We start from the raw sequence: 13,235 nt of genomic DNA, 5'->3' as shown, positions 1-13,235 counted from the left end.
TTCTCCTTCTTTTTCGTGTCCATGCTGAGTACTGGCTTTCCTGCATCAAGATATTCTTTTTTTAGTCTGGCCAGGTTTTCGAATTGTGCATTGCGATCTTTGTGTTGCTTAATCGTTCGCTTTTTCTGCGATTTACGACGGCGAAATCCTTGTTCATGGAGCAATTTAGATACAGTATCCTTATTCGCCGGAGTCCCTGTTTTTTCAAGTTGTCGGGAAATGCTTCTCCTGGAGAGCTTTGTCCACCGAACTCCCTGCCGCATTGGATCTCCAGCCGTGTGGTCGTGCAGTACACCGAGCAGATTACCAACTAAACTTGGGTATACCACCATTAGACTTCTTCTTCCCCCCCTTTCTTACGAATCCGATTTGTAGTGAGCTGCTCTTCTGAATTAAGCTCAGTCATACCACGAACAATCGTTTTTCGATGAAGACCCAGTAATGTTGAAATGTATTGAATACCACCATGACCCAGCTTCGTTGTCTCAAGAGCAGCATACCTTCGACGATCCCTCTCATTGAGTGAGCTATAAAATCGCACCATTTGAGCTTCGACAATTGTTGAATAACTTTCCATTAACATTCGCACAGAAAGCAACCTCAAGGAAAACATTCATGGCTTTTAACTATAGGCAAAATGTGGATTATTTTTCACAATATTTTTTTTATTTAAAACCATCCAAAATAGGAAAGTTATTTTTAGACGATCCCTAACTGTCTATATATGTACGTCAGACCTTAAACTTAAACATTTGTTCCCCAAACAATGATAATTTCTACCCAGCCGGTGCAAACGTCAATGTAATCAACTTACTCTCCGAAGTTTTTACTCCTTTCGCCTGAACCTGATAGTCGGAAGACATCACATTACCTGAAAGGCTGATCCGGGCCGTTATATCCAGACTGTCGATAGAAGAAAGCAACTGCCCTCCCATCATCATGGCGCTGTTATCATCAAACAGCACTTCCCGTGGCAGATCCCCTATCCTCATGGGAATAGCGGCAATCGGCGGCTGTTTAGCCTGACCTGCTGGCCGGGCAAATACCACCACCCGGGCATCTGCCGGAAGGTTTTTCATCTCCGGGGCAAGATCCACCATGACCCGAACACCCACCACCGCTTCCCCCAGCATAGTGCGAGCCTTATTGATACCGGCACTCAGAGACTGACGGGCCGCCGGGTCCATTTCAAAGTTTAATGCCTGCTGCCAGACAGAAATCGCTTCACCATAAGCACCATTAGCAAAAGCATCAATCCCTTGCAGACCCATGGCTGTAGTGTTCTGGCTGTCTTTCAGCAGTGTCTGCTGATAAAGCTTTCGCACTTCAGGTGTCACCGTATTATCACTGCTTAAAAAGAGTACCTGTGCCAGCTCTGCGGTCACCTGGGGATGACCATTACTGAGCGTAACCAACCGCCGGTAAGTGGCCACTGCCTGATCAAGCTGCCCGCTTCTCAGGTAATGACTGCCCAGCATAAACAGCGCCTGGTTGCTCTCCGGCCGTTTGGCCGCCCAGTCTTCCAGAACTTTTTCGATCTGTTCGCTGCTGAGGTCTCCCTGTTTCATCACCTCCACCACCGACAGCTCGGTGGTGGCACCCAGCTTGTAATAAACAGGAATGACCAACAGCGGGATAACCAGTGCCACCAACAAAGCCAGCCCTGGTTTTTTCAATCCTGAATACGGGACGGACGATGTCACCTCATCCAGCTCATCAGCCAGTTTTTTCTTTACTTCCAGCTTGAGTTTTTCAGCCCCCGCAAGGGCAATCAGCCCCTGGTCAACCTGCCAATCGATATCAGCGATCTGATCACGAAAACTGGCAATATTGGCCGCCTCTTCCGATATCACCTCATCGGCAATGTGTACCCTGGATTTTATCAACGGCCACACCGCAATCAGTACAGCAATGGCAATCAGCAATGCGGCTATAAACCAGAATTCCATCATCATTCTTTATCACCTGCTGCTTTGCCACCGGAAGCCTTACCATCAAAAGCACCGTCCAGAACTTTATTCAGCCTCTGTTGCTGCTCAGCACTGAGACCTTCCTCAGCATCATCAACCACCGTTTTACCAGCAACCCGGTGTTTCCGGACCACCATCAGCAGCACCATGAAACCCACCAGCAACAGGAACACCGGCCCCAGCCAGAGCACCAGATTTAAACCTGACATTTGCGGCTTATACAGTACAAAATCACCATACCGGGAGAGCATAAAATCAATCACCGTTTGATTATCAGCACCATCATTCACCATACGATGAACTTCCCGCCGAAGATCCTGGGCAATAGGGGCATTGGAGTCGGCAATGGTCTGGTTCTGACACTTGGGACAGCGCAACTCATTGGTCAATTCAAAAAAACGCTGTTCCTGTTCCGCTGTGGTGAACTCGTAGGAATCAATCACGCCGTAAGCCGGGCTGAAAAACAGCAGGGCAGAGATAACAAAAAGAAACTGAGAAGCCAGCTTTTTCATTGGGCAGCCTCCGCTTTCTTTTTCAAAGCACGGTATCTCGGCTCCAGATCATTCCGCCAGACGTTGGCATCGACAATGCCAACATGCTTGTAGCGAATCACACCCAGATGATCAATCAGATAGGTTTCCGGCGCACCGTAAACCCCCAGATCAATACCCAGCAAGCCATCCTGGTCATTGATGCTGAAACGATAAGGATCGTGCAGGGTTTTCAGCCATTTCCGGGCTTCAGCCTGATCATCCTTGTAGTTAACGCCGTAAATGGGCACGCCCTTGCTGGCCAGCTCCACCAGGTAAGGGTGCTCTATCCGACAGGCCGGGCACCAGGTCGCCCAGACGTTGATCAGTGCCACCTCACCCAGTAAATCATCCCGGGTCACTACCCGGGCCGGATCTTTTACCGTGGCGAGCGTAAACGCAGGCAGTGGGCTATCCAGCAACGCAGAAGGCAGCTCTCCCCGGTCATCACGGAACAGGGCAACGTAAAACATCAGGCAAAGCCCAAGGAAAATCGCCAGTGGTAAAAACAGTTTTAAACGTCGCTTCATGCGCTGGCTACTCCTTCTTCAGCACCCGGCGTTTTACCCGCAGAAGGCCTGACGGCTGTCATTTTCTGCTGTACTTTAACCCGGTAACGTCGGTCTGATATGGCCAGAATACCACCCAGCCCCATCAGAATTGAGCCAAACCAGATCCAGCGAACAAATGGCTTGATATGAATTCGCAACGCCCAGCCACCGTCATCACCCAGGGGTTCACCCAGGGCCACGTATATGTCTCTGGTCAGCCCCGGATCAATATCTGCTTCCGTCATGGGCATACCCTGAGCGGCGTAGACTCTTTTTTCCGGATGCAAAAGCGCTATTTGACGACCATCTTCGTATACAGTGATTGAACCGACATCAGCAGTGTAATTCGGCCCCCGTTGCGGTCTGACGCCATCAAATCGGAACTGATACTCGCCAACGCTGACCCGTTCACCCGGCGACATACGCAAATCCCGCTGACTGCTATAACCACTGGTAATCGCTACCCCGACAATAGTAACCGCCAACCCAAGGTGCGCCAGTTGCATGCCATAGTAAGCCGGCTTCAGACGTTTCATGGCGTCTATCAAACCGCCTTTTTTTCTGGATTTGCGTGTTTTATTGAAGAGATCCTTACCCATGGTCAAGACAATCCACAGCACCAGGGACATGGCCAGTACTTCACTGATCAGGATACTGTCACCATAGAGAAGGCTGAAAGCGAACCCACCGGTCAGGCTGGCGAGAAATATCCAGCGGGTCTGTTGCACCAGCCAGCGCACAGAGCCATTTTTCCAGTTGAGCAGCGTGCCAAAACCAAGGGCAAACGCCAGCATCATGGCCATGGGCACAAAGACAAAATTAAAGTAGGGAGGCCCTACCGACACCATCCCCATATCCAGTGATTCTAACAACAGCGGAAACAGGGTTCCCAGCAACACCGTTGCCGCACTGGCCGTTAGCAGGATGTTGTTAACCAGCAGCAGCGTCTCCCGGGACACGACTGTAAAGCTGATGCGACTGCGTACCTCCGGAGCCCGCAGGGCAAACAGAGTTAATGAAGCCCCAACGACAACCATCAGGTAAATCAGGATAAAGAGACCCCGTTCAGGATCATTAGCAAAGGCATGAACCGATGTCAGCACCCCGGAACGCACCAGAAAAGTCCCCAGCAAACTCAGAGAGAAGGTAAAAATTGCCAGCAGTAACGTCCAGCTTTTAAACAACCCTCTTTTTTCCGTCACCGCCAGCGAGTGCATCAGAGCGGTCCCCACCAGCCAGGGCATCAGGGAAGCATTCTCTACCGGATCCCAGAACCACCAGCCGCCCCAGCCCAGTTCGTAGTACGCCCACCAGCTGCCCAGGGAGACGCCCAGGGTCAGGAAAACCCAGGCCGCTGTCGTCCATGGCCGGGCCCATCGAGCCCAGGCACTGTCCAGCTGACCGCCGAGCAGTGCAGCAATCGCAAAGGCAAAGGCCACGGAAAAACCCACATAGCCCATATAGAGCATCGGTGGGTGTATAATCAGGCCAAAGTCCTGCAAGAGCGGATTAAGGTCCGCGCCATCTTCCGGAGGGAATGGCAAAATTCGATTAAACGGGCTGGACGTCAGCAGCGTAAACAGCAAAAAGCCAACGGTTATCATCCCCATCACCGAGAGCACCCGGGCCGCAAGCTCCGGGGGTAAACGGTCACTTTTCAGCGCCACCATGGCCATCCAGCCCGTCAGAATCAACACCCAGAGCAACAGAGAGCCTTCATGACCACCCCAGGTAGCGCTGATTTTGTACTGCATCGGCAATAAACTGTTGGAATGTCGGGCGACATAATCCACGGAAAAATCATCCGTCACAAATGCCCAGACCAGACAGGCAAAGGATAAACCGACAAAGGCAAATAATCCCCAGGACAGCGGCCGGGCCTGATTCATCAGACGAAGGTTACCGGTATAGCTGCCCATCAGGGGAAATATACTTAACAAGAGGCTCAGGCAAAGTGCAATCACCAGGGCCAGAAGCCCAATTTCAGCCACCATTATTGACTTCCTCTGGCTGTTTATCTGACAGGCCGTCTGACAAAAACTCGTTGTTCTTCACTACCGGCTTCGCTGAATAGTCCGCTATACCAGGGTGCGCGTCATCGATTGCTTTTTGTACTTCGGGAGGCATGTAATTCTCATCGTGTTTGGCGAGCACTTCTGACGCGGCGAAAATGCCGTTCCCATCAAGAACACCCAGCGCAACCACGCCAGATCCCTCGACAAAAAGGTCTGGCAGAATCCCTTCATACTGAACAGTGACCTCACCCGCCCCGTCACTGATTCTGAAGCTGACTTTCAGGCTTTCCTGATCCCGACTCACTGAGCCCGGCACCACCAGACCACCGCCTCGTATTCTCTGCCCAACGGGTACTTCACCCGCTGCCATTTGTGCCGGGGAAAAGTAGTGATTGATGTTCTCACGAAGTGCAAACAGCATCAGTGTTACGGCTACGCCCACACCTGCCAACAGCAGCAACACAAGAATCAATCGCTGTTTGCGAACTGCATTCATTGAACACCTCTCTCTACAGCTCTATGTACAGGTTCAAGACCTTCTACCCGCTCAAGGCTGTTTTCTGTTATGGCCTTAAAATCTCGTACGACAACCTTACTTCTGATCAAACGCTCCTGCCGCCTCACCTCCGCAACCACCCGACGCTTTGCCAGCAGAGGGGCAATCAGATTGTAGGCAATGACCATCATGGCGATCACGTAGGCACTCCAAACGTAGAGGCCATGTCCCTCCATCGCCAGAAACCCGGCCCAACTGTCAAAATACATAGACATCAACTCACCAGCTCTTTTACCCAGCGGGTCTTTCTCTCACGGCTGAGAATCTCGATACGCAGACGAAGCACCATCACCAGCGTAAAAAACAAATAAAACCCGGCAATCGACAGCAATAAAGGCCACAGCATTTCCGGCGCCATTGAAGGCTTTTCCGTCAGTTTGAGTGTGGCCCCCTGGTGCAGGGTGTTCCACCAATCCACAGAGAACTTGATGATGGGAATATTGACCACACCCACCAGACTTAAGATGGCACAGGCTTTTGCTGCTGCCTCTGTGGTTTGGATTGCGCCACGCAGGGCAACAATACCGATATAGAGAAAGAGCAGAATCAGCATGGCCGTCAGCCGGGCATCCCATACCCACCAGGTTCCCCAGGTAGGCTGTCCCCAGATAGCCCCGGTCGCCAGCGACAGCACACAGAAAGAGGCCCCTATGGGAGCCATCACTTTCAGCGCCATATCCGCCAGCTTGATTTTCCAGATCAGGGTCACTGCCGCAGCGGTTGCCATCATCAGGTAAACGGCCTGGGCAAGAAATGAAGCAGGAACGTGAATAAAGATAATCCGGTAACTATTACCCTGAAGGTAATCCGGAGGCGTAAACGCAAGACCCCAGACAAGTGCCACTAATATCAGTACCAGGGATGACACCTGAAGCCAGGGTAACCACTTACTGCTGATATCATAAAACCACTTGGGAGAGCCCAATTTATGAAAAAACGTCCAGTTCATACTCTTTTTCTACTTGCTGAGGCCGCTGCAAATGTGACCGGATTTTGCAGGGACACAATGCTGGAAATCTGCCCATTTTTCAAGAAGCTGCCTGAATAAAGACAAAGCTTTTTACCGTTTACTGAAATAACTTCATCACTCATTGATCACCCTTAATGCGCCGGCAATGGCCAGTGGTGCCAGACAAATCCCAAGAACCAAAAACACGGACAACCATAGAATATGGCCTGTATAGGGCATTTTCTGAACAGCCGCATTAACAGCCCCCGTGGCAAAAATCAGCACCGGTATATAGAGTGGCAAAGCCAATAAAGTCAGCAATACTCCGCCACGCTGAACACGCACAGTCAGGGCAGCACCAATGGCTCCAGCCAGGCTAAGAACAGGAGTGCCCAGTAAGAGGGTAATCATCAGTGCAGAAAATGCTTCTGACGGAAGGTGCAACATGATAGCCAGCAACGGCGCCATCAGTGTCAAACAGAAACCACTGGTCAACCAGTGGCTGAATACCTTAGCCAGAACCAGCAATGGTAACGGATGGGGCGACATTAATAATTGATCTAAAGCACCATCATCCTGATCACTTTTAAACAGTGAATCCAGGGAAAGCAGAACGGCCAGTAAAGCCCCTATCCAGATAACGCCCGCAGCCAGTTCCGCCAGCACTTCCCGATCCGGAGTCACACCAAGGGGAAACAGAGAGGCGACCATCAGAAAGAATGCCATTGGGTTGATAGCCTGACCGGGGGAGCGAAAAGCCAGCGTAAGGTCTCGCCGAATCACAGCGACACAGGCTGAAAAGCCATTCATGGATTGCTTTTCAAAGCCCGGCATCCAGAACCTCCTGTTCGTCGTATAAAACGTCTTTGGCAAAGGTCTCCAGCTGAAGCTTGCGCAAAGATCCCTGACGATCAGTCAAGGGCTGATGACTGGTAACCAGCACCATTCCGCCCAGACTGGCATGCTCCTCAAGCAGGCTTTCAAGCCAGACTACACCTTCCAGATCGATGGCGGTAAAAGGCTCATCCAGAATCCAGAGGCGTGCCTGACTGGCAATCAATCCGGCAAAAGCGACACGGCGCAACTGCCCTGCAGATAAGTGGCTACAGGGAATATCTTCATAACCCGCCAGATGAACGCGATCAAGAGCAGCCAATAAACCTTCATGGCTTACGGTGGTGTTAGCCAGCCTGGATCGCCAGGCAAGGTTTTCGAGGGGGGTTAAATCCAGTTTTAATCCGGGCTTATGACCAAGAAAGAAACAGTCCAGACGGAAATCAGCATAGACCTTTGCCAATGGCTGACCATCCCACAAAATCTCTCCGGTGTAGCTTGATGACAGTCCGGCAATAATGCGGAGCAACGATGTTTTTCCGGCACCATTTCGCCCTTCAATCTGGAGTATCTCTCCGGGACAGAGCTGAAAGGACAAGTGACTGAAAAGCAGCCTGTCATCTCGCTCACAGCTCAACTGAAGCACATTCAGCAAAGAGAACTCCCGAATTTATCGACTATCAACAAAAGGTCTGACGCTACAAGAAGTATCGGCTCGCGATTGTATCAGGAATCTTTGGCATCTGCGGTGCTAAATACCATTTAGTGATAAATCTGAAGTTTGTTAGAAATGTAAGAAAGGCCCTTCACTCCCGGCCTGGAAGTGAAGCAACTTATACAGTAATGGGTATAGATTTAACGAAGGGTAAAAAAATCAAACGTTGACAAGGCTGTGGAGCAGGATTGAAAAAACACCTTATCAATCCATCTCGCTCTTAGCATAAGATTCATCCAGTGTGTCTGACTTCAATGTCACCGGGTAATCCAGTGCCAGCCAGGAGAAGTAACCATCACGCAGAAAAAACACCCGTTCATACCCCCACAACGCGGCCAGATAACTGCCGATAGCACCACGCATATGGTAAGTACTGTTACCATAAATCACTATGGGTGTTTCTTTCTCCAGCACTCCCGGCACCATCAGCTGACGAAACCCGCCCCTGAGATCAAGACTGTGAGAGCCATCAACATGCCCAAACTGCCACTGCTGATATGGGCGTACATCAATAAAAAGTGCGCCAATATCATGAAGCCGTTTCGCCTGATGGGTATTGATTGTGATGACACCATTTATTTGTTCTGGTGCCTCTTCCTGGGCGGAAATAATGGAGGAAAAAGCCGACAACAAGATAGCAGCTGATATAGAAATCCATTTCATATATGCAGGTCCGTTATTAAAAACTCTAATAAAGAAGTATATGGAGCTAAGACCTGTCCGCTTGGAACAATACGAAACTAAAAATTTAATATTCAAAGCAATGAAGTATATAACCGACATATATTTCTAAAACAAAACAATTCAACTGAACGTTGTCAAAGCAAAAAGAAAGAAAAGCAACTTCGTCATCATCAACAAAAGCCGACAAACGTCTATAAAAAGCTGCCACACTTCATTTAAAACAGACTGACTGAGACCTTAACTCAGCCAGTTTTGCAGCCGTGACCTTAAACGCAATGCAGCTTGTGAATGAATTTGACTTACCCGGGATTCACTAACACCTAATACTTTACCGATTTCTTTCAAATTCATTTCTTCATCATAATAAAGCATCAATACAAGCTTTTCTCTTTCAGGCAGTTTATCAATCGCTTCTATTAATGCAGTTTTGAATTTTTCTTCCTGAATATCTGCAGATGGACCTCTATCTCCAGAGCGAGCCTGCATTCTTGACTCTTCACTATCAAATAACTCTTCATAGCTGAAAAGACGACAACCTTTGAGATCACTGAGAATGGTATAGTATTCACCAATTTTTACATCAAGCTCTTTTGCCACTTCATAATCACGGGCATCTCTTCCCAACTTTGCCTCAACAACCTGAACAGCTTCAGTGATACGGCGGCTATTTCGATAAACTGATCTTGGTCCCCAGTCGCCTTTTCGGATCTCATCCAGCATTGCACCTCGAATCCGAATACCAGAAAAGGTCTCAAAACTGGCGCCTTTGGTGGCATCGTACTTTGCTGCAGCTTCCAGCAATCCAATCATGCCCGACTGCACAAGGTCATCAACCTGAACACTGGCGGGCATTCTTGCGGCAAGATGATTCGCAATCCTTTTTACCAATGAACGATGTTTAAGAACCATCTCTTCCATGGTTAGTTTCTTGGTTGGCTCTGCCTTGGTTGGCTCTGTCTTTGTTTGCACTGTCTTGGTTTGCACATCCTGTGCTGTCTCTGTCATGACTAGATCCTCTCCTTGATCCTATCAGGCAAAAAGAATTCAATACGACCTTTTGGTTCAGGCACCGGTATTTTAGATAACTGATGTCCAATCCTGTGAAATGCTCGAGCGGCTCGACAATCATTATTTACAGACAGAAGTGCCGATTGCTTTAACATTGATTCACTTACAGCTTTGTCATATGGAATTGCTCCCAGATAGCTTAATACTATCTGGTTGTCGTCTTTTAAATATTGCTGCAGTTTTTCAAACTGTTTTGCACCGCCGCGCCGACTGCTCACCAGGTTAACAACCACATAGAACTGATGCAGATTAAAAACCCGGTGCAGAAGTTGAATCTGTCGAACGGCATCAATCATAGATACATCCTCCTGATTGATAACGATGATAACTTCGGTTGCCGCCTGAATGAGCGTGACATTATCCGGAGATAACCCCGGAGCAGTGTCAATAATCAACGTATCCAGATCTGATGCAAGATCGTCCATGCCCTGAATCAACTCAACTGCTTTAATAATCTGAACATTGTCCTGCCACTCTCCTTCGGCATCTGGGGTATATACCCTGACACCTGAGGGTCCATCCAGAAGGACTTTCTGCTGACTACTCAGCCTTTCATGGTTAAGGGCTTCTTGTCCGCACTCCGGAAACATCAAATCTGACGACAAAGGCTCTCTACTGCCCTCTTTATTCAACCCTAAGGTGAACTCAACATCGGGTACCGATAGATTACCATCCATCAAAACGACACGTTGACCCAGCTTTGCCAGAGTCAGAGCAAGATTCACTGAAACCACGGTTTTACCAACACCGCCTTTACATCCTGAAACCGCAATCACTCTTTTCTTTGCTTTGGCCATCGTTCGCTCTTTAATTTTTCCAGCGCTCAAGAAGTTCATATAAAAAAACGACAAGTTATATGCATCAATGAACGTGCCAACTTTTATTTAAAGGATAAAAACAACAATTAATAAAAAGATATCAACAACAAAAACACAACAAATACACAAGTTTTCCACAACCAACTGTTTTTTCTATGTTTTTTATTAAAATTTTATTTTCAATCCGTTATTTTTTTGACATAGATTATTTTTCGGTAACTTGAGAAAAAGCTTGAATATTTTTTTGAACTTTAAAAAAAGGTATTTATTTGACAGTGTCACTTTATAGTGACACGAAACTGGCGCTCTACAAGCCATCACTGACAGGTAAAAACCATGAAGGAAAATTACAATCCAGATCGATAATCATATTAATCAGACACCAAACAACCACATTAAAGGAAAAATTTAAAATTCTATCCACAGAGACACTTTCATACCCATCAAATTTTCCAGCCTCGTTATAAGCATGGAACTGTCCTGAAATAACTTCCCCATTTTGAACTCAGTCTCCGTTCACCCTGAGCGGAGTCGAAGAGTGCCTGACACGATCTATCATGGCCCGGAGTTTAGGCCCCTCGACAGGCTCAGGACGAACGGAGTTTGGAGCCTCAGAAATGTGGCAGTTATTCAGGGACTATTCCATGTTTCACTGAACAGAAAGACAATGGGAAGTGACAATACATAGCTATGGCCAGAAATATCACCGAAGGATTACCGTTCAGATAACCAGCGCAACAGAGGACTTAGAAAGTGTGATTGATATTAAATATAAAAAAAAGGCCACAAGAGACTTGTAGCCTTTCTGCATCCTGAAAACATTTCACATCAGCTTTTTACCGACTCCTCATATCTCTGAAGTCCATATTTCCGCATTTTCTCAACCAGCGTTGTTCGTCGAATCTGAAGTTTGTCTGCAGCCCTGGCAACAACACTATTACAATCGCTCAATGCCTGCTGGATCAAACTCTTCTCAAGACGTGTTAAATATTCCTTAAGATTTAATCCCCCAACGGGTAAAACAGCAAGATCTTCCGACGTTACATTTCCTGCCGGCTGAATACTGTCCGGAAATAAATCAGCAACGCCATCATCTTCCTGATTGATCAAATCCAGGTGACAAAAATTGTCAGGCAAGTCCTGTATCCCAATAACACCATAGGGAAACATGATGGCCAGCCGCTCCAGCAAATTAGCCATTTCCCGCACATTACCAGGCCAGTCATGCCGGCAGAGTGATAAAATAGCGGCAGAACTCAGACGAATAGAACCCCGGCCCTGCTTTTCCATATTGTGGATCAACTCATTAATCATCAGGGGAATATCTTCAGGGCGCTCCTTGAGAGAGGGCATTTCAATAGGAAAAACGTTCAACCGATAATAAAGATCTTCCCTGAAGCTTCCCTCAGCGATCATATTTTCAAGATTTTTATGGGTTGCGGCAATAATTCTGACATCCACTTCAACCTGCTCTGTCCCACCAACCCGCTCAAACGTTCTTTCCTGAAGAACCCTGAGCAATTTCACCTGCATGTGCAGAGGCATGTCCCCTATTTCATCAAGAAATAGCGTACCACCATGGGCCAGCTCAAACCGGCCTTTCCGACTGGCTACCGCACCAGTAAAAGCGCCCTTTTCATGGCCAAACAACTCACTCTCCAACAAGTCATTCGGAATAGCACCACAGTTGACCGGCACAAAAGGAGCACTTCTACGATAAGAGTGCTCATGGAGATTACGGGCAACAACCTCTTTACCAGTCCCCGAATCTCCAGTAATCAAAACATTGACATCCCGGTCTGCCACCTGAGCCATGGCTGCCCGAACTTTCCGGATCCGGTCACTTTTACCAACCAGCCCACGAAACAATTGAACTTGCTGGTTATAGCCTGTCTGATGAGCCTGGCGCCACTGCTCACGATAGACCTGTCCATAATGCATGCTTGATAAAAGCTGTGGCTTGCTGCAGGGCCAGTCCACCCGGGCAATAATTTGTCTTGCCAGTGCTGTGGGTAAATTCCCCGGCAATGCCTCCGACATTCTGATTACCGGCACACCACCACACCAGCTCTGGATTCTGGCAAGCATTCCCTGCAGAGAACTTTCTGCCTGAAGAAAATCACCGAGAAATAAAGCACTGAAGGTTTCAGGAGGAAAGGTACTGACGGAGTCTTCCCAATAGACGGCCCCAATAGCCACTGTACGATAGCCCATGAACTGCAAAATAGTACTAAGGTCATGTCGACGCTGTTCTGCGTCTTCAATGATGAGTACCTGCTCAGCTGTTTCCATAAGACGACGATCCTTGTCATCCGATTAATTAATACAGCAAAGATACAAATATTTGGAATTAAACTACCTCTTATTATTTCAGTAAATAGACAAAAAACGGATCCGTCAAATTTTTGTTTGTTTTTTATTTCAAAAAAACATAAAAGAAAATTATTTAGTCTATAAAGACGCAAACAACTTGATCCGCAACTCAGTTGCTTCAAAATACTTATTTCCATTAAAACCATTAAAAGACGTACTGAACCCAGCCAAC

General features: G+C 47.9%; 16 protein-coding genes. All 16 read right to left on the bottom strand.

The window, feature by feature from the left end:
* Window positions 1–332 (bottom strand): ISAzo13-like element transposase-related protein (locus tag RM811_RS08285; RefSeq protein WP_407065745.1); only part of this gene is annotated, 332 nt, incomplete at its 3' end.
* Window positions 332–589: a hypothetical protein gene (locus RM811_RS08280; RefSeq protein WP_402522822.1), complete on the bottom strand. Its 258-nt coding sequence runs from the start codon at window positions 587–589 to the stop codon at window positions 332–334. The genes RM811_RS08280 and RM811_RS08285, both read right to left, overlap by 1 nt.
* Window positions 590–776: 187 nt before the next feature.
* The gene (ccmI, locus tag RM811_RS08275) at window positions 777–1,955 is read right to left on the bottom strand and encodes a c-type cytochrome biogenesis protein CcmI (RefSeq protein ID WP_402522819.1); all 1,179 of its coding nucleotides are present in this window, start codon (window positions 1,953–1,955) and stop codon (window positions 777–779) included.
* Complete coding sequence (locus RM811_RS08270; protein WP_402522817.1) at window positions 1,952–2,482, bottom strand: cytochrome c-type biogenesis protein; 531 nt, start codon at window positions 2,480–2,482, stop codon at window positions 1,952–1,954. The genes ccmI and RM811_RS08270 overlap by 4 nt, the downstream gene beginning before the upstream one ends.
* A complete protein-coding gene (locus RM811_RS08265; protein ID WP_402522816.1) occupies window positions 2,479–3,030 on the bottom strand; it encodes a DsbE family thiol:disulfide interchange protein in 552 nt (183 codons plus the stop codon). Before RM811_RS08265 ends, RM811_RS08270 begins: the two co-directional genes overlap by 4 nt.
* Window positions 3,027–5,045, bottom strand: a complete 2,019-nt coding sequence (locus RM811_RS08260) for a heme lyase CcmF/NrfE family subunit (protein ID WP_402522814.1) — start codon at window positions 5,043–5,045, stop codon at window positions 3,027–3,029. Before RM811_RS08260 ends, RM811_RS08265 begins: the two co-directional genes overlap by 4 nt.
* Window positions 5,035–5,562 (bottom strand): cytochrome c maturation protein CcmE, encoded by a 528-nt coding sequence (gene ccmE / locus RM811_RS08255; protein ID WP_402522811.1) that lies wholly within the window; start codon window positions 5,560–5,562, stop codon window positions 5,035–5,037. The genes RM811_RS08260 and ccmE overlap by 11 nt, the downstream gene beginning before the upstream one ends.
* Window positions 5,559–5,837, bottom strand: coding sequence for a heme exporter protein CcmD (gene ccmD / locus RM811_RS08250; protein ID WP_402522808.1), 279 nt, complete (start codon window positions 5,835–5,837; stop codon window positions 5,559–5,561). Before ccmD ends, ccmE begins: the two co-directional genes overlap by 4 nt.
* The gene (locus RM811_RS08245) at window positions 5,837–6,571 is read right to left on the bottom strand and encodes a heme ABC transporter permease (protein ID WP_402522805.1); all 735 of its coding nucleotides are present in this window, start codon (window positions 6,569–6,571) and stop codon (window positions 5,837–5,839) included. Before RM811_RS08245 ends, ccmD begins: the two co-directional genes overlap by 1 nt.
* Window positions 6,568–6,714, bottom strand: a complete 147-nt coding sequence (locus RM811_RS08240; protein ID WP_402522802.1) for a hypothetical protein — start codon at window positions 6,712–6,714, stop codon at window positions 6,568–6,570. Before RM811_RS08240 ends, RM811_RS08245 begins: the two co-directional genes overlap by 4 nt.
* The gene (ccmB, locus tag RM811_RS08235; protein WP_402522800.1) at window positions 6,707–7,405 is read right to left on the bottom strand and encodes a heme exporter protein CcmB; all 699 of its coding nucleotides are present in this window, start codon (window positions 7,403–7,405) and stop codon (window positions 6,707–6,709) included. The genes RM811_RS08240 and ccmB overlap by 8 nt, the downstream gene beginning before the upstream one ends.
* Window positions 7,392–8,051 (bottom strand): cytochrome c biogenesis heme-transporting ATPase CcmA, encoded by a 660-nt coding sequence (gene ccmA, locus RM811_RS08230; protein WP_402522824.1) that lies wholly within the window; start codon window positions 8,049–8,051, stop codon window positions 7,392–7,394. The genes ccmB and ccmA overlap by 14 nt, the downstream gene beginning before the upstream one ends.
* Before the next feature lie 273 nt (window positions 8,052–8,324).
* Window positions 8,325–8,783, bottom strand: a complete 459-nt coding sequence (locus RM811_RS08225) for a rhodanese-like domain-containing protein (RefSeq protein WP_402522798.1) — start codon at window positions 8,781–8,783, stop codon at window positions 8,325–8,327.
* 258 nt (window positions 8,784–9,041) lie between these two features.
* Window positions 9,042–9,722 (bottom strand): RNA polymerase sigma factor FliA, encoded by a 681-nt coding sequence (locus RM811_RS08220; protein WP_402522795.1) that lies wholly within the window; start codon window positions 9,720–9,722, stop codon window positions 9,042–9,044.
* A gap of 89 nt (window positions 9,723–9,811) precedes the next feature.
* Entirely contained in the window at window positions 9,812–10,669 is an 858-nt protein-coding gene (locus RM811_RS08215) for a P-loop NTPase (RefSeq protein ID WP_402522793.1), read from the bottom strand.
* 849 nt (window positions 10,670–11,518) lie between these two features.
* Complete coding sequence (locus RM811_RS08210) at window positions 11,519–12,982, bottom strand: sigma-54 dependent transcriptional regulator (protein WP_402522790.1); 1,464 nt, start codon at window positions 12,980–12,982, stop codon at window positions 11,519–11,521.
* Window positions 12,983–13,235 lie beyond the last annotated feature (253 nt).

The sequence above is a fragment of the Endozoicomonas sp. genome (assembly GCF_031844845.1).
GTDB lineage: Bacteria > Pseudomonadota > Gammaproteobacteria > Pseudomonadales > Endozoicomonadaceae > Endozoicomonas.
This window is presented reverse-complemented; position numbering and strand designations above follow the sequence as displayed.